We start from the raw sequence: 21,330 nt of genomic DNA, 5'->3' as shown, positions 1-21,330 counted from the left end.
GCGGGCCCAAATAAACCGGCCCTTCATTATGGCTAACATTATTTTTTATTTTTCCAGAGATAATTATGACACTTACCGCAATGGATCTTGTTGCTCAAGCCAAACAGCATATTGTTGAGATTGATATTGATGACGCCAAAAAAGCCCTGGGAGCAAGCCTCGTCATGGATGTCAGGGAACCGGCAGAGTACACCGCAGGTCACTTGCCGGGAGCGTTTAACATACCTCGCGGCGTATTGGAGTTTAAAATCGGCGCGCATCCCGATTTTCAGGATAAACAAGACGCCCATATCATCGTTTATTGCCAAACCGGCGGCCGTTCCGCATTGGCTGCGGAAGTATTAAACAAGATGGGTTTCAATAATGCTGTCAGCATGGCGGGCGGATTTAAAGCTTGGGCTGAAAGCGGTAATGAAATAGTTTAAATGTCCGAACCGGAAGTGATCCGCCTGGATAAATGGTTATGGACGGCGCGTTTTTTTAAAACGCGGAAATTGGCCGCTGAGGCTATTTCGGGCGGGAAAGTTCATGTCAACGACCAGCGCGCGAAGCCCGGAAAAGAGGTCAAAACCGGCGTTGCGCTCTCTATCAGCAAAGACAATTATCGGTGGGATATCAGGATTGCCGGCATTAACGGCCAACGGCGCTCGGCTAAAGAAGCGGTTTTGCTTTACGAGGAGAGTCCTGAAAGCCTCGCCAAACGGGAGCAACAAATCATTCAAAACCGTGAGCAGCGGGAATTGTTCGATTTTAGCGCCAAGGATCATAAACCGAACAAAAAAGAAAGGCGCTTGATTCACCGGTTTAAGCAAGGGTAGGGATTATGACAATCCGCTTTCAAGCAATTACCGTGAAGAAACCGAAGTTTTATTTCTTCGCGCCTTCGCGGTGAATTAAGTACTCTAGTTGATGCGCATGAGGAGCTGCTATAAACAGGTGGGCGGTTTAGGCAAACCGGCCAGCTTGCATGAGTATTTTAACGGACCGTCGGGAAATAATTTATGTAAATAGCGACTGTTACCCTTTGCTTCGCCCAGTTCCTTGGCAATCGCTTTAGTAAAGACCCGCGCATTGGGTAAATGCTTAAACTGCTGATAATAATGCCGGACAAACAAAATAATTTCCCAGTGTTCAGCGGTTAGGGCGATATTATTTAATTCGGCCAGTTGTTGCGCGATATTTTCATCCCAGTCTGCCGGATTGATCAAAAAACCCTGATCGGTCGTTTCCAGCGGTAAATCCCGATTTGTTACGACCATGACTGAATAACCGGATTATTGGCGGTCAACTCAACCAGACCGGCGTAATCTATCACCTCGATGCCTTTTACTAGCTCATTAGGGATGATTCCGCGCACGGTAATATCATCTAACAATACACAAAGACGGTTGCCGGCTAGCTGTTGCGTTAATAGGCTGCTGATGTCGCTATTTTGTAAGGTCCGCAAGACTGCGTTGTCAAGAAACACTGCAACATCCCCTGTATCAATGCGTTTTAGAATGGCGGCTTCAATCGATGGTTGAAAAATAAGGTGCAGCACTAAGAATTGTCAGTTAATTTGAGGCCGATAATCCCAGCAATTACCAGCGTAATTGATAATAGTCGATACAGCTCGGCGGATTCTTTAAAAAGGATAATACCCAAGATAGCTACTCCGACTGCTCCCATGCCCGTCCAAACGGCATATGCGGTTCCCAGCGGTAAAGTTTTAATTGCCAGCATTAGTAAATAAAAACTACAACCTCCGGACACCATCGTTATGATGCTCGGCCACAGCTTGGTAAAGCCTTGATTGTATTTTAGACTTAAAGCGAATACTATTTCCGAAACTCCGGCGGAAAACAAAAGCAACCACGCCACACGACACCCCTATTTGTACTTGAATAGTAAATATTTTACAATATATTGGACTTAGCAGTATTTAAAAACATTTTGGATGAACCAATCCACATAAACCTCAAAAAATAAACGATAAGCTGAGGATTCAACTGAATACACCGGCTTTGCATAATTCATTGAGCTTGATAGGCTGAAAGGTTGACAAGGGGTTTACAGAAACGGTGAGTTTTTATGTATGCGTAATGATTTGCGCTTAATGCAAAATAATTACTAACTAATTAACACATATAAATGAACGACATATCTTCTTTTGCGATCCAAAATACAAAGCAAATAATCAGCCATTTATCATTGATGGTGAAAAATAAATGCCTGCTTAGTGCTCGTTTTGGGACAAATAATGAATCCTATATCACCGCATTGCTTGGTATCGATGAAAAAAATAACACACTGATTTTAGATTACGGTCCCAAGGAAGATTTAAATCAACGCATACTTAATGCCGGTAAAATCTCGTTTGATGCCGATTATACCGGCATTAAAGTTTCTTTCGTGGGTACGGGGCTAAAAAAAATCACCCATAAAGGGGAGCCCGCATTCAGTATGCCTATCCCTAAATCGCTCTTTTGGATGCAGCGTAGAGAGTATTTTAGGGTAAAATCGCCGCTTTCGAAATCCAGTTATTGCCAGTTGCTAATGGAAGGCAATAAACCCGTCAACCTTAAATTGTACGATATCAGTCTTACTGGTTTCGCAATGCTTAATGTTTCCAAAGAAGTTTCGGAACTGATGATACCTGGCGAAATAATTACGCAAGGCAAGCTCGTACTTGCTGATGCGGGTGAGGGTCTGGTTTCTTTTGAAGTCTGCGCTAAATACATAATCAACCCTGACAAATTACAGAAGATTCAAAAAATAGGTTGTAGGTTTGTCAAGTTAACACGACCGGTTGAAGAAGTTATTCAGCGATATATGCAGCAGATTCAACGGGAAGACTTACAGAAAGAGTAATGAGCAATAAGAACCGTACTAACATTCACCGAGAGTGAAAATTAATTTTTTTCACAATGCAAGATATTTACGGCTACACGTTACTTCGTCCTGTAGCCGGCAAAAACCACATGGCCATTACTAATGAGCGAAGCCTCCTCTTTTTCAATCTACAATCCAAGGCAAATAATCCATAATTTATCTGTATTGATTAAGAACAAATGCTTGGTGAGCGTTCGTTTTGGCGAAGGCCAAGCATTTTTTCTTACCGCAATACTCGAGATTGATGAAGCAAATAATGCCCTGATTTTTGATTATGGCCCTAAAGAAGAATTAAATCAACAGCTTATCAAGGCTACCCGAATTGTTTTCGAAGCCGATTTTGCTGGCATTAAGTGCTCTTTTAGAGGAAGCAAGCTGGAGCCTATCCTTTATAAGGGGGACCCGGCTTTTGCTATGCCAATTCCTGAATCAATCTTTTGGATGCAGCGCAGAGAGTTCTTTCGGATAAAGTCGCCGCGTTCAAAAGGCAGCTATTGCCAGTTGGCATTGGACGAGCAAAAAACCGTTAATTTAATATTGTACGATATCAGTCTGACGGGGTTTTCCCTCCTTAATACGTCCGCTGAAATATCCGATTTGATGCTCCCCGGCACACAATTTGAACAGTGCAAGCTTGTACTTTCGGAAACAGGTGAGGATGCTATCTCATTTAAGGTCTGCTCTAAGCTCATCATTAACCCCGAGAAAATCGATTCACTCAAAATTCAAAAAATAGGCTGTGTTTTTACCAAGATAACGCCGGTATTTGAATCAACCGTTCAGCGCTATATCAATCAGCTTCAACGAGAGAGCATACAAAAAAAGAGCGAACGGGCATAAGCTTCCTACAATACAAAATACATTTAAATGGCTATAACCCGTGCATCAGCGTCCATCCGGCGCGACATAATCACCGTTACTCAGCTGAACCGTGAAACCAGCCAATTACTTGCCGAGCACTTCCTGTCGGTGTTGGTGGAGGGTGAAATATCCAACGCAACGCAACCTTCTTCAGGTCATCTTTATTTTTCGCTGAAGGATGCTAATGCTCAGGTCCGTTGCGCCATGTTCCGCACCCAGCTGCGCCGGTTGGCGTTTAAGCCGGAAAACGGCAAACAGGTTGTGGTCAGGGCGCAAGTCAGTCTGTACGAGCCCCGAGGCGACTACCAACTTATTGTTGAACATATTGAGGAAGCCGGTGACGGGGCTTTACGCAGGGCATTTGATGCGTTGAAACTAAAGCTGTCGGAACAAGGTCTGTTCGATGCCGCGCATAAACAACCTCTGCCCACGTTGCCTAGAGCCATTGGCGTGATCACCTCGCCGTCAGGTGCGGCCATCAGAGACATACTGACCGTGTTGCGGCGGCGTTTTGCGGCGATACCTGTGATTGTTTACCCGGTTGCAGTGCAGGGCGATAACGCCAAAATTGAGATTGCCGGGGCGATAGCCACGGCCAACCGGCTTAAGCAATGTGACGTTATCATTGTTGGGCGGGGCGGCGGGTCGCTGGAAGATCTCTGGGCATTCAATGAAGAGCTTGTTGCCAGAGCTATTTATGACAGCGAAATTCCGATCATTTCAGCCGTCGGGCACGAAACCGATTTTACCATTGCCGATTTTGTCGCCGATTTGCGCGCAGCAACGCCTTCGGCGGCCGCAGAGCATGTCAGCCCTGATCAGCAGCAATGGTTGTCCCGATTCATTTATCTGGAATCGCGGCTGCAACAGCAACTGCAACGCAAGTTGAATCAAAAACAGCAAACGCTGGATTGGCTGAGTCAGCGCTTACAACAGCAGCATCCCGGACAGAAACTGGCAAGAAACGCGCAGCGTATGGAGGAGCTGGAGGCTAGACTTACGCTAGGCATACATACCAAAATCCGCCATATGACGGCCAGTATTGAGGCAAAATCCGCCAAATTATGGCAACATAATCCTGCGGTAATCATCAACAGCCATAAACAACGGCAGGATTTTTTGAGTAAACGCCTGGCTTTCGCTGCCACACATAAGTTGGAGCAGCTTAAGCAGCGCTTATTAAACTCCAGCCAGACTTTGCATGCAGTCAGTCCGCTGGCAACGTTAAACCGGGGTTATGCCATGGCAATTCGGCCGTCTTCCGGGGAAATCATCCGCTCTACCGAGCAGCTTAAACTGGGCGATATTGTGGAAACCCGTCTTGCGCAAGGCCGGTTCACCAGTCAAATTAAAAATATTAATCAAGATTAGCGGTTGGGTTTATAAAAGGCCATTGCTGTATCACTTTATAACGGACGCCACCCGCTTCACTACAGGATTCAACAAGGCAAAAAGCTTCGGCTCGCCAAGCTATAGGTTCAAATTTGATGTCCGGTAAATGGCAGGCATGCCGCGCCAGAGTGATGTGAGGGATATAGGGCCGGCTATCGGTGGGCAGACCGTTGGCGCGAACACGAATGTCTAATTCGGCTGCCAACTTTGCCGCTTCCGGCGCAACTTGCTTGCAGGATAAACATAAAACTCTGGGTTTACTCCAATAACTTAAGCTGTCGAAAGTCAGTGCAAAAGGTTGGGCGCTAATGTCGTTGACGGACTGTTTAATCGATAATTCAGTGGCTGGGTCAACATGGCCTAAAAACACTAACGTTACATGCAGGTTGTGCGGCTGTACCCATTTGAAATCTTTGGACGGGAGAGATCGTTTTAAACACGTCAGCGTTTGCCGGGTTTCATCGTCAGGCCATAAGGCGAAAAACAATCTTGACGTATCTGGCATAGTTTTAAATTATGGTTATATGAATGAATCCTATCTACGCAATAAACCGATAATTTTACGGCAGCGGGAGAACAGATAAGCCGAAATATACTTTGATGAGTCTGTCACGAAAATCGAAATCCGTCACTGGAATTTTTTTATGAATTCACGAGCAACAATGCTGAGAACGCTTAAAGAGTACCGGTGGCAGAGGAATTATTGGGTGCTTTAACGTTAACAGAATAAGTGAGTTGCAATGTTGCATTTAATGCGCATATGTTATATGTTAGGGCTCAAATTTTATGAGCTCTCTGCGTTCATGCTTTTAGATTGATGGGGTGAATAGTTTTAGCGGCTTATAAGATAGGTTAGTCTTGGGGTGTGCTTACGTCATCACATTGCGTGGCCTTTCGAATGTCTGAAATTGTAATGTCAGCAAGGTATCCTGGTTTTTATCTATGTTGAAAGATATCAATTTGTTCTTTCTTTGGATGTGATTGCTGGCTGGTTTTTCTTTTTAAGTATTGAATAGCAGTTTACTAACATGATTGCAGACGTATTGGTTTTTCTGAAAAATCGCCTTAACGCGCATTTTCATTCGCTATCGGGAGCTGGCCTCGCCGATGCGGGAGAAGATAAAGTGGTTTTTGTCGATGGCGACCAAAAACCGGATTCTACGAGTTTTAAGCTCGGCGCAGTATCGTTGCTGTTGTTTAACATTGAACGAGACGTCATTAACCGGCAGGCCGATAATTATGTACGAGTGGCTGATGATGGATCAACGCGTAAAGTGAGTCCTGAGATCAATATCAACCTCCATATCCTGTTCGTAGCCAAATTTAAGGACTATGAACAAAGCCTGCACTACCTTTCTATGATTCTCAGCTATTTTCAAGCTAATCATTATTTGGATCGGCAAAATGCACCCGAGTTAGGCAATCCTATCGATCATCTGGTGTTAGAGCTTAATACCCTCACGACCACGCAACAAAATGAGTTATGGGGGATTTTACGAAGCAGCTATTTGCCCTCGCTGGTTTATAAGGTAAAAGCCCTCACTTTTGTTGACGACGGAGGAATGCCGGCAGCCGATATTAGCGAAATTATCCTTAATCAGGAGCGGTTATGAATTATTCGCCATTGGTCATGATTAAGCTAATGCATTCTTTCTATGACCGTGGCGAATGCCCTGATTTTTCCATTACTGCCGATGCTCAAACCGCAAGTTTACTGAACAATCATCGCTGTGTTGTTAAACCCGATCCTTACGGTTTGACGGTTTATGTACCGCTCGATAACCAACAACCTCTGATTCGTTTTGCTGACAACAGCCAGCTATCTTTCGATCTTAATCTGCAAAACAACGATTTTGCCTTGTATTCCGATCAGCGTCTTGAGCTTTCTAATTCACTGGGTTGGCAAGGGCTTACAGCTAATCCTCAGCAAGGCTTTTTGACTAGGCCTAATGATAACGAGCCGCTGCTTAGTATCGCTATTAAACGCGACTTTAATCAAATTGCGCCCACACTCGGAGCTGATGAAATTCGTTTTTTTGCTAAGCCGGTTTTATGGTTTTACTATGTGGTAACAGATCAAAGCAATAGTGATCAATTTGCGATTGTCGATGTCGGACAAGACATTCAAAAAACGACTTGGCAGCGCTGTGAACAGTTATCTGACGATAGCATCTATACTCAACTCGCCAAGCAGTATCCTTCCATGCCCATTGTTTGTTTTGTATGCGAACAGACTTTAGATTGCCGTGAATCCTGTACTAAGCATTTGCAGCTTAAGCTAGGTGAGCACATCGTTTTTGAACATTTGCCCAGCCCTTGTTATCGGAATTATTTTCATGTCGAGGCCAAGACAGGTTCAAAACCTACAGACGCGATTTATGAAATCGTGAAATATTTTACTAACACAATATTAATCAAGGGGTAAATCCATGGCGACTTCTTACAGTACTCCAGGCGTATACGTTGAAGAAATTTCTACCTTAGCGCCCTCTGTCGCTTCGGTGGCGACTGCAATACCGGCTTTTATCGGCTACACGGAAAAAGGGCCGCTTTTAAAACCTACCCGTATTGACACCATGCTTGATTACGAGAATCTGTTCGGCGGTGCCAATCCGAGCGCTTTTAGCGTGGCGGTTAATAATCCCGGCACTGATTCGCAAAGCATAGGGGCAATTACCCGAACCGATGCCAAGCAAGACCAGTTTTTGATGTATTATGGCCTCAGCTTGTATTTTCAAAACGGCGGCGGCAGTTGCTACATTATCTCAGTCGGTAATTATTCGGCAACGCCCGCTAAAGCTGATTTTATTCCGGCGATTGCGGCTCTTGAGAAGGAGGATGAGCCGACGCTGATAGTATTGATAGATGCTACGCCACTCAAAGCGGCTGATTATTACAGTTTGTGTACGACAGCATTGGCTCAGTGTAAAAAACTGGGTGATAGGTTTTTAATTGTCGATGTCCCTAAAGGCGAAAAGATTGATGACTTTAGAACCGGTATCGGCAGCAATAACCTTAGTTACGCCGCCGTTTATTACCCTTACTTAACGACCACGCTGAATTTTCAGTATAAAGAAACCGACGTCAAGCAAACGGCTGTGGGTAAGAGCTTTCAAATTACCTCTAACACCAACGGGGTTAATGTGATTTACACTGGCGCTGCTACAGATGTGCCAAAAATCAAAATAGCTACCGATGCCGATGTGACTACCGGCAAAGCCGAATTCACTGTTTCTTCAGGCGCCAATAATATCAAAACCTTGGAAATAAAAATTCCTATTGCGGCAGCGGATGTATTGCAACCGACGGGTACGGAAATGGCTGATCTATGGGCGGCCTGGAAAAATGCCAATGCTGCCGGTGGGTTCAATGTGACCATCAACGGAACCGGCGGTGACACAGTTGCCGCAATTACCCTCAAAAATATTGACGCAGTTGCAACGACTGAACCCACATTATCTGATCTAAAAGGCGCCAATACCGGACTGTATAATCAAATCAAAACCAGCTTGAGCAGTCAGCGCGTAGAACTGCCACCCAGCGCCGCGATTGCCGGTGTTTACGCCAGTGTTGACCGAGATCGTGGCGTTTGGAAAGCGCCGGCCAATGTCAGCTTAAATTCGGTGATAGGCCCTGTCAGCAAAATTTCCGATGTAGAGCAGGATTCGCTCAATATCGACCCGACTGCCGGTAAATCTATCAACGCTATCCGTACCTTTACCGGTAAGGGTACTTTAGTGTGGGGAGGGCGTACCTTAGCCGGTAACGATAACGAATGGCGTTATGTTTCGGTACGGCGTTTGTTTATTACCATTGAAGAGTCGACACGCAAAGCTTCGGCATTCGCCGTTTTTGAACCGAATGACGCAACGACTTGGCTGAAAGTTAAAGCGATGATCGAAAGCTATCTTTATGGTTTGTGGCAACAAGGCGCTTTGGCCGGTTCCAAACCGGAGTCTGCTTATTTCGTCAGCGTCGGCTTAGGCAAGACCATGACGGCCCAAGATATACTCGAAGGAAAATTGATAGTGACTATTGGCGTGGCAGCTGTCAGACCCGCTGAATTTATCATCTTGCGTTTCTCGCATAAGTTGCAGGAAGCTTAAAACTGCTCACGTCTTTTGACCTACTACTAACTTCATGGAGTCACTGTTATGGCACTTACCAAAGATGAAATAAAAAAATCCTATCCTTTGCCCGTTTACAACTATAAGGTTGAAATTGCCGGTGTGGCAATCGCCTTTACAGAAGTATCGGGTTTAACCATTGAATACAATACCAGCACCTATATTGAAAGCCAAACTGCAAGCGGCATTGCCGGTACCCGCACTTTATATATGCCCGCGCAACTTAAGCCTGTAAATATTACCTTAAAAAAAGGCATGGTGCGCGTGACCAGTGTTGCCACACTGTATAAATGGATCAGCACTGCGACTATCAATCAGCTGGAAAAGAAGGATATTTATGTCCGCTTATGCGATGAACAAGGTAAAGCGGTTATTAGCTGGAAAGTCATCAATGCATTTCCGACCAAACTCGATGCTCCCAGTTTTGACGCCAAGTCTAACGATGCTGCGATTGAAAGCATGTCGCTAATGGCTGACGGCGTTGTGATTGAGGAAGCTTAAACGCCGATGGCATTAAGCAAAGAGGACATTAAGTCGACGTATCCGTTACCCGCGTACAACTATCGGGTAACGATATTAGATAATGGCGCGGCCAATGTGTTGGGCTTTTCGGAAGTATCCGGTTTGTCGATTGCGTATGAACCGGTGACTTACAAACATGGATTCAGTTTCCTGATGGGCATTCAGATCGTTCCAGGGATGCGTCAGCCGATTAAATTGACTTTAAAAAAAGGCTTGACCCTGAATGGCGATTTTTTGCAAAACTGGCTCAATAGCTGTTACTTAGACCCTTGGTTAATAACCAGCAGGCGCGATGTTATTATTGATCTTTGTGATGAAAAAGGCTTGCCGGTGATTCGCTGGAAAGTGAAACAAGCTTTGCCAACCAAACTTGATGCGCCTACTTTTACCGCAAACAGCAATGAAGTTGCGATCATCAGTATGGAATTAGTCGCTACCGATTTGGAAGCGGATTACCACCCCTCTTAACTTATGTGACGATTATGGATATACCCGGTGATCTTTATCAAGCCGTACACGGCGGGCCGCCATTGGCGTTTCGCTTCGGCGTGTTTTTTCTTGTAGGGGGCGTTGTTCCTAATCCTTTGGACATTCGTTTTAGCAAAGTCTCGGGACTTAACTCTCGAATCGATACGCAAGCCGTCAATGAGGGCGGGCAGAATTTATTCACGCATCATTTGCCGACGCACGTACAGTATGACAATCTGGTTTTAGAGCGGGGTATGGCAATCGGTTCGATATTAGTTGCGGAATTTAATGCCACTATGTCGTTATTTAAATTTAATCCCTGTAATGTACTGGTGACCTTATTCGATGAATCCGGTATACCTGTTAGTGGTTGGTTGTTTATGACGGCATATCCGGTCAAATGGACTGTTTCCGAGTTGTCTGCCGAGTCGAATCAAGTTGTCATTGAAACCATGGAATTAGCCTATCAACGTATGCAAGCAATCAGGTTATAAAGGTATGGCGGTTGAAATTCGTGAACTTGTCATCAGGGCAGTCATTAAAGATGAACAAAACTCATCTGAGGAAACGGGTACTGAAACAGGGGAACATGACATGCAGGGTCGCGACGCGATTATTGAAGCCTGCGTTAAACAAGTGTTAAAAATTCTGAACAGAAAACAAGAGCGATAACATGCCACTAAGCAATCCATTCAAGCTGGAAAAGTTGACCATAACGGCCTACAAGGATGACAAACGAACCGAAAAGGTGGGTGATCCTTTTAAAGCCATGTTCAACCCGGAATCTTTTAGTGAAAAGTATTCTACCAAACTGCTTAAAAAGCCCAGCTTAAATCCTGCCTCGCAGACAGTGACTTTCGGCTATACGCCGCCGCCGCTGTTATCGTTAAAGCTGCTACTTGACGGTACCGGTAGCAATGAGTTGGGCGTGGAAGCCTTGGCCAATGCGCTGACGGGTAACAACTTAAGCGTGGCGGACAGAATTAAGCAGTTTCTTTCCATCGCCTCTGACATAAACGGTAAACTCCATCAGCCGAATTATTTGGACGTGACCTGGGGTAAGCTGACTTTTCCCTGCCGACTTCAAAGCGTTGATATTAACTATACCCTTTTTAACCCTGATGGCACACCGTTACGCGCAGAATTAAACATTTCTTTGCTATTCGACCAGAACGCTAAAAAAAGTCAGTCGATTGCCGGCTTAAGTTCCCCCGACTTAACCCATAGCCGTATAGTCAAGGACGGCGATACGCTGCCTTTATTAAGCAAAGAGATATACGGCACATCAAACCAGTACTTGTGGATAGCGCAACAAAATCAACTGGATGATTTTAGGAATCTAAACCCTGGACAACGCTTGTTTTTTCCGCCTTTAGTGTAAGAACTTGCCGCTATGAACTTTGTTACCGTTACCATACAGAGTGATAGTAAAGACATAGACCCCATTTACGTCTTATTGTCAGTTCACGTAAATATGGAGGTTAATCGGATTCCGTACGCCGAGTTGGTCTATGTTGACGGTGATGCTGCAAGTAGGGAATTTGTGCTCAGCGATACCGATATATTTGAACCGGGCAAAAAAATTACAATCAAGCTGCGCTACGAAGAAGATCCGTCTACAGAAAAAACCGTCTTTACAGGCTTGGTGGCGAGACAGGAGATTAATGCCGAACCGGGTAATTCAACGTTGACCGTGATCATTAAAGATGCCGCGGTTGCCATGACCCAAGGTAAAAATCACCGTGTTTTTGCCGAAATGAGTGATGATGAAGTTATAAAAAAAATAATCGGGCTGCATAAGTTAAAAGCCAAAACAATCGACAGCACTCAGCCTAAACATGCGGAACTTGTGCAATATGCGTGCAGCGATTGGGACTTTGTCTTGGCGAGGGCTGAAAGCAACGGTTTGCTCATTACAATACAGGACGAGTCGATTTCCGCATTATCGATAAAAGCTCCCAGTGCAGCGGCGGTAACCTTGGAGCAGGGCATCAATGAGATTTATAACATCGATATTGAGGCCAATGGCGTAGGCCAGTATAAAAAAGTTTCCGCCTCAGCTTGGGATGTCAAAAATCAGCAAAGTCTAAAGACCGACAAGTCAGATAATCTTAGCTTGACGCCGGGCAATTTAAGCAGTCGAGATCTGGCTGGAAGTTTAGGCGGTGAAGATTATGCGTTAGCGACTTCGGCAGCATTGAGCCAGGCAGAGTTAACCGCCTGGATCACCGGCAAACTGGCTAGAACTCAGTTGAGTTTAATTCGCGGATGTGTGTCTTTACCCGGAAGAACCGATGTAGCGTTATTGGATGCGATAGAAATTAAAGGCCTAGGCAAACGTTTTGATGGCAAAGCGATCGTTACCGGTATCGGCCATCGTGTTACTCCGGGGTCCTGGATTACCGATATACAGCTCGGTCTTGCCGATCAATGGCTGTTAAACAGCGATGAGGCTAATGGTCTGCCTGCCTCGGGTTTGCTGCCCGGTATTTCAGGGCTGCATATCGGACAGGTGTTAGATCTTAGCGAGGATCCCGACAAGGAATTGAAAGTAAAGATTAAATGGCCGACGTTACCGGATGATGGCAACACCTTGTGGGCACGTCTTGCCTCGCCGGATGCAGGCAAAGATCGCGGTTTTTTTTTCCGGCCGGAAGTTGGCGATGAAGTGGTCATGGGGTTTGTTAACGGCGACCCGCGTCAAGCCATTATTTTAGGTTCTTTGTATGGATCAAAAAACAGTACGCCAACGCGTTTTGGTCAGCCGGATGATAAAAACAATGGCCGGGGCATTGTCAGTAAAAAAGGTATGGTCATCGGTTTTGATGATGAGAAAGCGATTGTGTATATCGAAACACCGGGCAAAAATACCATTACCCTTGATGATGACGGAAAAAAAATTGAACTAAAAGATCAGCATGGCAACTGTATAACGATGGATGACAAGGGTATTACTTTAAAAAGTGCCAAAGATTTCAAGCTGGAGGCGAGTGGTGATGTAGAAATTAAAGGCACTAAGGTGGACATTAAATAAACGTGCGGAAGAGGTAGGCACGCAGGATAAAAATTTTAACTAACAAGGTACAACATGGATAAGCAAGCTATTAATCTACAACTTTCCGCTGATGAAATTAACCTGTTACTCGAGGGCCTAGGCAGTATGCCTTTTGTAAAAGTCTACGGTCTGATTGGGAAAATTCAGGAGCAAGCTTCAGGACAGCTTAATAAAGCGCCTGAGTCCCCCGTTGCAGGCGGGGAAGAATAATCATGAGCAGCGACGCACAGGCTTCTTTTTTGGGTAAAGGCTGGAGCTTTCCGCCCAGCTTTAGTCAAAATGGGCTGGATGTGCATTGCGTATCGGAGCATCAGGATATTCAGCAAAGCCTACAAATTTTATTAAACACCGCTCAGGGTGAGCGCATTATGCGCGAAGATTTTGGCTGCGACTTACAGCGCTTTATGTTTGAAGAAATCAGTCAAAGCCTGGTCAATACCCTGACCCGATTGATTACCGATGCGGTACTGTATTATGAGACGCGCATCGTATTGAATGCTATCAATGTTGATGAGAGCTCCCAGACCCAAGGCTTGTTGATGATTGCTATAGATTACACGGTAAGGAGCACTAACTCCCGCTTTAATCTGGTTTATCCGTTTTATCTGAACGAGGCGAGTTACGCCAATGCTTGATTCTATTCTCTTGGAAGGCGATAAAGCCATTTTTATGCCCAATTTCGGAGCCGCGATAGTCGTCGTTCAACCCGGCGACTTAAAAGCCACCGGACCTGCAACCGTCAAGGGTAAAAAAATCTGTGTAGACGGCGATGAGAAAAAAGTCTCTGTCCCCGGCTGCGCTTATATGACACCGCAATATTGCATTCCCGGCGTCGGTACGTTGGAAATTGATGCGCTAGCCGGGGATCAGAAAGCCGGAAAAACTAAAACCGGCGGTAAGCTGGTGTTACTCAAAGGAGGAACTTTTACCGCCAAGTTTTCCGTTCAAACCCCGGCGCAACAGCCGCCGCCGGGGCCAGGTGGGCCTATTCCCGATAGCACCGCGCAGTATTCAGGTAGCGGTATGTTTCTGACCACCAATCTCACCGTTAAAGGTAGCTGAGTAAATTATCATGACCGAGCCGGTATCCCCTTTTGCTTCTAATCGCGACGGCACTAGCCAAATACAACGTTTATTGCCTGCATTACAAGCAGATTTTGTAGGAATTGACGAGCGCAGTTTACGTGATCAGTTAATGCTTGCTCATGAGTTTGCCAAAGAGCTTCGCTACTTCAATGATGAAAATGTTGCGACCGGTAACTGGCAGGCGTTGTTAAATCCAGAGGCTAAAGACGGTAGTGATTTTGCCGCTTGGTTAGAGCAAATAGAAAACTTTGTTAAACAACCTGAAAACTATGCTGATGAGCGTTTTTACAATCTGCACAGGCCTCATTTTGTTTTATATCTGACATTTTTACAATTGCTGAAAAATACCCAATGGCAGCTGAATCAACTCACTGCAAGGCATTTGGATTTTTATTACCGCACGGTATTGAACTTCAAAAAAAAACCACCGCAAGCCGACCGTGTCAATGTGCTGATTGAACCTTCCAGTCAGGTGAGCAAGGTATTATTGCCGATGGGTACCCTACTGGCTGCTGGGAAAGATAGTCAGGGTAAAGAGCTGGTTTATCGCACCGAATCTGACTTGGTTGTTAATCATGCCAAAATTGCCCGACTCAGTTCTGTTTACGTGAATAAACAAATTATCGGTATTCGGGAAGCGCGTGAGCAGTACACCGGTACTAAAAATGATGCGGTCATGGAAATGTTAAAAGTCGTTCTAGGCGATCCCCTGCCAGGCGATGCATTGCCAATCTACCCGCCTAAGGCCGTAGCCACTTTTGACCTGTTGACGCAACTGTATACACTGGTGAAATTTATCGGGATAGACAGTGGCTTGTTTATGGAAATCGGTGAGCTGCGTAGCTTGATACAACGAAAATATAGTCGAGGTCCTGCGGCGGATGGCGACTGGCAAACCATTAACCGGCTTTTGACGGAAATGGGTAAAATCCGCTCCGGTGATTCGAGTTTTACCTTACCTGCAAAGAATGATTTTAGGGATTTTGATAGTAATATTAAAGCTGCTTTAGGTTTTAGCTCAACAACAGACTATTTTTCCACACTGACGCTGGCAAAGAACTTTACTCAGCTTTATGAGCAGCGCACCAATGATGATGTTAAAAAGTTCATGTTCGATAATAAATTGGACGTTGAGCTTTTTAACGAAATGATGCTGATTAAAGTTCCGATTGATAATGACTGGCGAGAAATAAACAGGCTTCTGGAAAGAGCGGGACAAAGACAAAGAAAACAGCCCGAATACCAATTGCCGACTACCGAGCCACCCAATTTCGACAGCAACTTTACAGCGGCTCTTGGCGCTCCCGCCTATCCAAAGATTAAAGGCCTCCCGAGCATAGATAGTCTGGACAGTTTTTATCAGGCCTTGTGTGTTATAGAAGAATATTTCTTTATGCCGTTGGAAGATTTTTTGTTGCTGATGGATGCCGCAACAGCCGCCAATGCAGCTAATTTCCTATGGGCCATTGTGTATGACAATTGCGCCAAGGCTTACCGGAAAAAAGTCACAGCCACGCATAAGAGGCAATTAAATAACTTACGTTCGGCTTCTGAATCTGGGCAAACAGAAGAAGATCGGATATTAGCTTTCCAATCGGTAATGCAACTGGTATTGGGCGTTCCTGCTACCGACAACAGTGATTTATTGAATCGCGTCAAGGCGTATTTGCCCTTAGCAACCAATTTATCCTTGCCTGAACAGGAACAAGCCGATAAGGAGGTAAAGTTACTTGATTTTGCTGCGGCAGGTGCCGAGCTAACAGCCGGTGACTGGGAGAGTGTCGTCAATACCTTGGAAAAGGCTTGGCGTAATCGTCTCCCGACACCGGTTGCGCAAAAAGTCACTTGGCTAAGCTTAAATGCCAGGGCGGACACCTCGACAGCAAAAGTTTCAAGTAGTAGCGATTCCAGTTACTGGTACACTTTTGGTCAGCGGCAGGCTCTTGTCGACACCGAGCAAAGCCTGCCGCCAGTCGGCAACATCGGTTTCGCCATCAGTTCGCCGATGCTGTGCTTGGCCCAGGGAAAAAGAGTTTTGACGCTGACTTTAGTATTTAAGCAGGAACAATTTAATACTGAAAAAATCAACGCCGCGTTAAGCAAAAATCCATTCCTTATCGAATTGAGTTCGGCAAAGGGCTGGGTAACGGCAGATAGTATGAATGTGAAAGCGGGCGATTATCCAGTCAAGCCACCCGCCGAAGCTTTAAAAAGTATTAGCTGGACACTAACGTTTGAAAAAAGCGCGGAACCAATAACCGCTTTACCTGACTCTGATGCCACGTACATTAAAACTTCCTGGCCGGTACTTAGGTTAATGTTGCAGCCTTGCTGGGATGATATAGGTAAACGCTATGTGACTGACTACCCTTTGTTTCAAGATTTGTCGCTGGAAAAAGCATTGCTTGATGTCTCAGTGGAAGGTTTGGCGGATTTCAAACTGCAAAACGATGACTACACGCTAACGCCTAGCAAACCCTTTGAAGTATTCGGCAGTAGCCCTGCCATTGGCGCCAGATTGAATTTCGGCTATTCCGAGTTAATGCAAAAAAAGCTTACTGGCCTTAATCTTAATCTGCAATGGATGAATGTGCCTGCCGCTAAGATGGATGAGTACTACGCAAATTACGGTACGGTAAGCGTCACAAGCAAGACTGACGCGCAGGGTGTTAAAACGAACGTTACTAGCTTTATCCCCACTATAGCGGACAACACCGTCTTTAAATGTAAAATCGGCATGGTCGATCAACGCCTTGAATTGCCGTTAGACGATTCGGCGGCTTTGTTGCCCTTATTTAATAAAAACGATGCCAAAGCCTCCACTAGCTTGGCGATTGCCAATATTCCCGTGCGCATTCAAGCAAATAGAGCGGGCTACCGTTATGAACGCTTGTTTGCCGAAGCTAATGACGATGATGTAACCCATTGGCCGCGTTACTGGTTCTTAGAATTGGCGGGACGTGATTTTCAACACAGCGCATACCCTGGCATTGCCTCAGCCAAGTCCGTAGACTTAGCGGCAGCTATTGTTAATGCTAAAGAGACTCCTGTTAATGCCAATGACTATAAAGTCAACCCACCCTATACGCCGAAACTTAAAAGTCTTAGCATTGATTACAGCGCGGCAATAGAAATAAATCTGGCTGCGATGCAAAGTGATGATGCCGACCAGCTTTACCACCTGCATCCTTTTGGTCATGCGCCAATACAAATCGATAGCCAAAGCGGCGGTTATAGCTTGTTGCCCGCTTATCACAACGAAGGCGAGTTATATATCGGTTTAAGTGGTATGCACGCCCCGCAAACCTTATCGATGTTGCTGCAAATGGCTGAAGGCACTGCCAACCCCGATCTAGCGGTGGCCAAAGTGCAATGGAGCGTATTAAGCGATAACCGTTGGAATAGTCTTGACAAAGGACAATTGCAGGCCGATGCCAGTGATGGCTTATTGCAATCCGGCATCGTTTCATTACAGTTGGAAGCAGTGAAACCGAGTACTTTGTTGCCCCCCGACTTGTTTTGGCTTCGGGTTGCGATTAGCGAGGGTTGCGATAGCGTTTGCGACACTATTGGCGTTTACTCTCAGGCGGTGGCGGCAAGTTTTATCGATCAAAATAATAGCGAGGATCATCTAAATCAGCCGCTGCCGGCCAATTCGCTCAAAGGATTGGTAGAACCCGTTGCCGGCATTGCTGGAATTAAGCAGCCGTTTACCTCGTTCGGAGCTAAACCCAGTGAGCTGGATAGCCATTTTAATACTCGCGTCAGCGAACGTTTACGGCACAAACAGCGTGCTGTCGGTCTTTGGGACTATGAACGATTGGTTTTGGAACAATTTCCCGAGCTTTACAAAGCCAAATGTATTCCGGCTCAATCTTTGGAAAATTTAGGGCAAGTCACCGTGGTGGTGATTCCCGATGTGCGCAATCGGCTACCGTTCAACCCTTTTACACCTAAGGCTCCCGCCAGTTTACTCAATGACATTGGCGACTTTTTAAACACCCACGCTCCTATGGGGGCGCATATTGTAGTTAAAAACGCCTGTTATCTCCCGGTAAAGCTGCGCTTTGCGGTGCGTTTTCAGCCAGATGTCGATGCTGGTTTTTATACACAAAAGCTTAACGAAGACGTGAATCATTTTTTATCACCCTGGGCGTATGAACAAGGGAAAGACGTGGTTATCGGCGGAAGAATATACGCCAATGCCATCATCGATTTTATCGAAAGATGCGCTTATGTCGATTACGTCGAGCACTTTAAGATGTTTTTGGGGGCTGAAAACGGCCTTGATTATCAATTGATAATCAAACCCCCTTTAACATCCAGTAGCGAGGGTTACTTTGTCGAAGCCCCTCGTCCAGATGCCGTGCTGATTGCGGCCCGAGAACATGATATTGATTTAATCACAGACCTTAACGTCGACGGACAAACATTTAAAGGTATTAATTATATGAAGCTGGAACTTGATTTTGTGGTCAGCTGATTAACCTAATTGTAAAAAACATTGCATTCAATATAAGAGATCATCATGGATATTAACAAAAAAAACCGTTCCGATCTAAAATCCTATTTCGTCAAAAACAGTGTTCCGACGGAAAGCAATTTTGCCGATCTTATTGACGCGGGGTTTAACCAAAAAGACGACGGCATCGTTAAACTGCCGGGCGACCCGTTAAGTATTGAAGCAGCCGGTGATGTGGCCGGATTGCTCAAAGTCATCAATTTGTACGCAAAATTTCAAGACAACAACCCGGCTTGGTCGCTACAACTGAATCCACGCACCGACCCTAACGTAGCGGCTACAGCTAAAGCCGGTCTTGGTGTGGTCGACGGCAGCGGTGCGACGCGTTTGTTTATTGATAAGGCAACCGGCAACCTGGGTATAGGTACTCTCGCCCCCCCAGCAGGATTAACGGTCATCGGCACAGCCAATATTAGCAATGGTAATGGTTGGGCCAATGCCAATGGCAAGATGGCGAGCGGTTCACTTACAATAGGCGGTATCACTGCCAATTATGGCGGAGGGAGTAACTGGACAGCTAATACTGCCGCATTATTGCTGGAAACACTGGCCAATACCGAAATCGCAGTAAATGACGCGAATACGCGTGTCGTCAGTTTAATGTATTACGAAGGCGATGCGGCTAACCGCATTACGATTGGACGCGATATGGGCTGGGGCGTTACGCCCGTCACTATCGCCAATAACCTCATTGTCAAGGGCGTAATGACGCCTAGCGCGGGAGCCACCGAAACTAACGGTATCCTGTTTCCAAAAGACCCAGGTGGCGGCGGTGGCGATGCGGCTTGGTTGCGTTACTATGCCCGAGCCGGCGAGTCCATGACGTTGGAGCTGGGTATTAATAACGATCCCGATGATCATATTGCCCTAATGCCTTCCGGCAATGTTGGCATAGGAGTCAACAATCCCGGTTATTCTTTAGACGTAAGAGCATCGAGAGGAATAAAATTGGGCTTGGAAGGCAACGGTGGCGGGCAATTAATTTTAGCCAACAACAAGGATGACAATAGAATATATTTAGAAGCTTTCAGCAAAGACGGTGCGGGCTCCGCCGCTGAATTATTGTTAACCGGTAAAAACGCAGCGAGCGTTCCCAAGTTAAGCTTTGTGGCGGATGTCACTAACATCACCGGTAATGCCGGGATTGGCCTAACAATCACCCCCATTGCCAAACTCGATATTGCTCAAGCTGCGCGTAGCGGCGCACATCCAGCGGCGGTTAAAGGACTCTATATTACCGGAGATTTCGGGCCTGATGCGGACGGCATTGAGTTTCGCCACAGCAATGCCACCCAAGGCATCGGCTTTGGATATAACACAATCTATGCCTCAGGCAGTAACGCCGATCAGCATTTACAACTGAAACCCAAGGGCACGGGGGTGATGCGCGTTTTAGGCGCCGCCAATATTTCCAACGGTAACGACTATGCAAACGACAACAAATTTATGAGCAGCGGTTCGCTGACTATAGGCGGCACCAATGCCAATTACGGCGGCGGTAAGGGTTGGAATGCCAGCACCGCAGGCTTGTTATTTGAAACGCTGGCGAATACCGAAATTGCCGTGCATGATTCCGGTAATCGGGTGGCCAGCCTGATGTACTTTGAAGGTGATGCAACTAACCGCATTACTATCGGACGGGATATGGGCTGGGGCGTTAGTCCCGTTAATATCGCCGGCAACATCACTTTAGACGGCAATGTCGCCTTAGGCGGCTTTACCGGTGCCGACGCAGACGAGTGGCCGAAAGTCACTTGGTATCGGGATACTCCTAATAATTGGGATGAAGGGCTTATTAAACACGCCTCTAATAGGGGGTTTTTTGGACGTGCCGGTTTTGGTATTCATTTACATTCAAGCCGCGATTGGACATTTTTCTCAACCGGCTGGACTCCCTTATTGGGTATCGAGGGCGGGACTGGCAATACCAAAATTAAAGGCATGTTAACAGTCGGTGTTCTGCGACTAGGGGATAAATGGCGGCTTTCAGCTGTAGGCGACCATGATGGCAACGATGACTGGTTGCGTTTGATGAAAGCGGATAACTCCGGTTATTACGGCGGCTTTGCTGCGGGTAGGCTGTGGACTGCTGTTGGTGCACTTAGTGGATCTGATAAGCGGTTAAAAAAGGATATTAATCCATTGGAAAGTTCGCTAAGTAAGCTTTCATTGTTGCAAGGAGTCTCTTTTAAATGGAGGGACTTGAAAGTGGAGGGCACGCAGATCGGCCTTATCGCTCAGGAGGTTGAGACTGTATTCCCTGAATTAGTGGAAACAGGGCCCGATGGCATGATGGGCGTCAATTATACCGGCCTTGTTGCCGTTCTTATCGAAGCGCTCAAAGAACAGCAAAATCAGATTCAGCAACTTTTTGCGGCGGTTAAAAGCTAACCTTGCAGCCGTGTAAGATACGCACAACGTACCTT

Annotated in this window: 23 protein-coding genes; 19 read left to right on the top strand and 4 right to left on the bottom strand. The window is 45.9% G+C overall.

Features of this window, described 5'->3' with window-relative positions:
* Positions 1–65: 65 nt before the first annotated feature.
* The gene (locus B0F88_RS16860) at positions 66–425 is read left to right on the top strand and encodes a rhodanese-like domain-containing protein (protein ID WP_104425111.1); all 360 of its coding nucleotides are present in this window, start codon (positions 66–68) and stop codon (positions 423–425) included.
* On the top strand, positions 426–818 hold the full coding sequence (locus tag B0F88_RS16855; protein WP_104425110.1) for an RNA-binding S4 domain-containing protein: 393 nt from the start codon (positions 426–428) through the stop codon (positions 816–818). It begins immediately after the preceding gene.
* A 108-nt stretch (positions 819–926) separates the two neighbouring features.
* Here B0F88_RS16855 and B0F88_RS16850 read toward each other — a convergent pair whose 3' ends face one another.
* Genes B0F88_RS16850 through sugE form a run of 3 tightly spaced genes read right to left on the bottom strand, consistent with a single transcriptional unit; the run spans position 927 to position 1,860 of the window.
* Positions 927–1,259, bottom strand: coding sequence for a TusE/DsrC/DsvC family sulfur relay protein (locus B0F88_RS16850; RefSeq protein ID WP_104425109.1), 333 nt, complete (start codon positions 1,257–1,259; stop codon positions 927–929).
* Positions 1,250–1,540 carry a sulfurtransferase complex subunit TusB gene (gene tusB / locus B0F88_RS16845; RefSeq protein ID WP_104425108.1) on the bottom strand — a complete coding sequence of 97 codons (291 nt, stop codon included), beginning with the start codon at positions 1,538–1,540 and terminating at the stop codon, positions 1,250–1,252. The genes B0F88_RS16850 and tusB overlap by 10 nt, the downstream gene beginning before the upstream one ends.
* Positions 1,540–1,860, bottom strand: a complete 321-nt coding sequence (sugE, locus tag B0F88_RS16840) for a quaternary ammonium compound efflux SMR transporter SugE (protein ID WP_104425107.1) — start codon at positions 1,858–1,860, stop codon at positions 1,540–1,542. The genes tusB and sugE overlap by 1 nt, the downstream gene beginning before the upstream one ends.
* 270 nt (positions 1,861–2,130) lie before the next feature.
* Between sugE and B0F88_RS16835 the strand changes: the two genes are divergently transcribed.
* The 3 genes from B0F88_RS16835 to xseA all read left to right on the top strand — a co-directional run bounded on the left by B0F88_RS16835 (position 2,131) and on the right by xseA (position 5,103).
* Complete coding sequence (locus B0F88_RS16835) at positions 2,131–2,850, top strand: flagellar brake protein (RefSeq protein ID WP_104425106.1); 720 nt, start codon at positions 2,131–2,133, stop codon at positions 2,848–2,850.
* A 123-nt stretch (positions 2,851–2,973) separates the two neighbouring features.
* Entirely contained in the window at positions 2,974–3,711 is a 738-nt protein-coding gene (locus B0F88_RS16830; RefSeq protein WP_104425105.1) for a flagellar brake protein, read from the top strand.
* A 27-nt stretch (positions 3,712–3,738) separates the two neighbouring features.
* Positions 3,739–5,103 (top strand): exodeoxyribonuclease VII large subunit, encoded by a 1,365-nt coding sequence (gene xseA / locus B0F88_RS16825; RefSeq protein ID WP_104425104.1) that lies wholly within the window; start codon positions 3,739–3,741, stop codon positions 5,101–5,103.
* On the opposite strand, the gene thpR is transcribed toward xseA, so the two are convergent.
* Complete coding sequence (thpR, locus tag B0F88_RS16820) at positions 5,090–5,629, bottom strand: RNA 2',3'-cyclic phosphodiesterase (RefSeq protein WP_104425103.1); 540 nt, start codon at positions 5,627–5,629, stop codon at positions 5,090–5,092. The genes xseA and thpR overlap by 14 nt on opposite strands.
* Positions 5,630–6,152: 523 nt before the next feature.
* Between thpR and B0F88_RS16815 the strand changes: the two genes are divergently transcribed.
* From B0F88_RS16815 to B0F88_RS16760, 14 genes are read left to right on the top strand one after another with little or no spacing between them, the layout of a single operon-like run.
* Positions 6,153–6,737, top strand: coding sequence for a DUF4255 domain-containing protein (locus B0F88_RS16815; RefSeq protein ID WP_104425102.1), 585 nt, complete (start codon positions 6,153–6,155; stop codon positions 6,735–6,737).
* Positions 6,734–7,549, top strand: a complete 816-nt coding sequence (locus B0F88_RS16810; RefSeq protein WP_104425101.1) for a hypothetical protein — start codon at positions 6,734–6,736, stop codon at positions 7,547–7,549. The genes B0F88_RS16815 and B0F88_RS16810 overlap by 4 nt, the downstream gene beginning before the upstream one ends.
* 4 nt (positions 7,550–7,553) lie before the next feature.
* Entirely contained in the window at positions 7,554–9,230 is a 1,677-nt protein-coding gene (locus B0F88_RS16805) for a phage tail sheath family protein (RefSeq protein ID WP_104425100.1), read from the top strand.
* A 48-nt stretch (positions 9,231–9,278) separates the two neighbouring features.
* On the top strand, positions 9,279–9,752 hold the full coding sequence (locus B0F88_RS16800; protein WP_104425099.1) for a phage tail protein: 474 nt from the start codon (positions 9,279–9,281) through the stop codon (positions 9,750–9,752).
* A gap of 6 nt (positions 9,753–9,758) precedes the next feature.
* Complete coding sequence (locus tag B0F88_RS16795) at positions 9,759–10,241, top strand: phage tail protein (RefSeq protein WP_104425098.1); 483 nt, start codon at positions 9,759–9,761, stop codon at positions 10,239–10,241.
* 14 nt (positions 10,242–10,255) lie between these two features.
* Complete coding sequence (locus tag B0F88_RS16790) at positions 10,256–10,735, top strand: phage tail protein (protein WP_104425097.1); 480 nt, start codon at positions 10,256–10,258, stop codon at positions 10,733–10,735.
* A gap of 4 nt (positions 10,736–10,739) precedes the next feature.
* The gene (locus tag B0F88_RS19450) at positions 10,740–10,913 is read left to right on the top strand and encodes a DUF5908 family protein (RefSeq protein WP_181049940.1); all 174 of its coding nucleotides are present in this window, start codon (positions 10,740–10,742) and stop codon (positions 10,911–10,913) included.
* Position 10,914: 1 nt separating this feature from the next.
* Positions 10,915–11,622, top strand: coding sequence for a CIS tube protein (locus tag B0F88_RS16785; protein WP_104425096.1), 708 nt, complete (start codon positions 10,915–10,917; stop codon positions 11,620–11,622).
* A 12-nt stretch (positions 11,623–11,634) separates the two neighbouring features.
* Positions 11,635–13,275: a type VI secretion system tip protein VgrG gene (gene vgrG / locus B0F88_RS16780; protein WP_104425095.1), complete on the top strand. Its 1,641-nt coding sequence runs from the start codon at positions 11,635–11,637 to the stop codon at positions 13,273–13,275.
* A gap of 54 nt (positions 13,276–13,329) precedes the next feature.
* The gene (locus B0F88_RS19445) at positions 13,330–13,506 is read left to right on the top strand and encodes a hypothetical protein (RefSeq protein WP_181049939.1); all 177 of its coding nucleotides are present in this window, start codon (positions 13,330–13,332) and stop codon (positions 13,504–13,506) included.
* A 2-nt stretch (positions 13,507–13,508) separates the two neighbouring features.
* Positions 13,509–13,931, top strand: a complete 423-nt coding sequence (locus B0F88_RS16775; RefSeq protein WP_104425094.1) for a GPW/gp25 family protein — start codon at positions 13,509–13,511, stop codon at positions 13,929–13,931.
* Complete coding sequence (locus tag B0F88_RS16770) at positions 13,924–14,358, top strand: hypothetical protein (RefSeq protein ID WP_104425093.1); 435 nt, start codon at positions 13,924–13,926, stop codon at positions 14,356–14,358. Before B0F88_RS16775 ends, B0F88_RS16770 begins: the two co-directional genes overlap by 8 nt.
* A 10-nt stretch (positions 14,359–14,368) precedes the next feature.
* Complete coding sequence (locus B0F88_RS16765; RefSeq protein ID WP_104425092.1) at positions 14,369–18,865, top strand: baseplate J/gp47 family protein; 4,497 nt, start codon at positions 14,369–14,371, stop codon at positions 18,863–18,865.
* Positions 18,866–18,910: 45 nt separating this feature from the next.
* Positions 18,911–21,295 (top strand): tail fiber domain-containing protein, encoded by a 2,385-nt coding sequence (locus tag B0F88_RS16760; RefSeq protein ID WP_104425091.1) that lies wholly within the window; start codon positions 18,911–18,913, stop codon positions 21,293–21,295.
* The last annotated feature ends 35 nt before the right edge of the window (positions 21,296–21,330 follow it).

This window comes from Methylobacter tundripaludum (assembly GCF_002934365.1).
Taxonomy (GTDB): Bacteria; Pseudomonadota; Gammaproteobacteria; order Methylococcales; family Methylomonadaceae; genus Methylobacter_A; species Methylobacter_A tundripaludum_A.
Note: the sequence above shows the minus strand (reverse complement) of the source record. Positions and strands in the feature narration are given on the sequence as shown.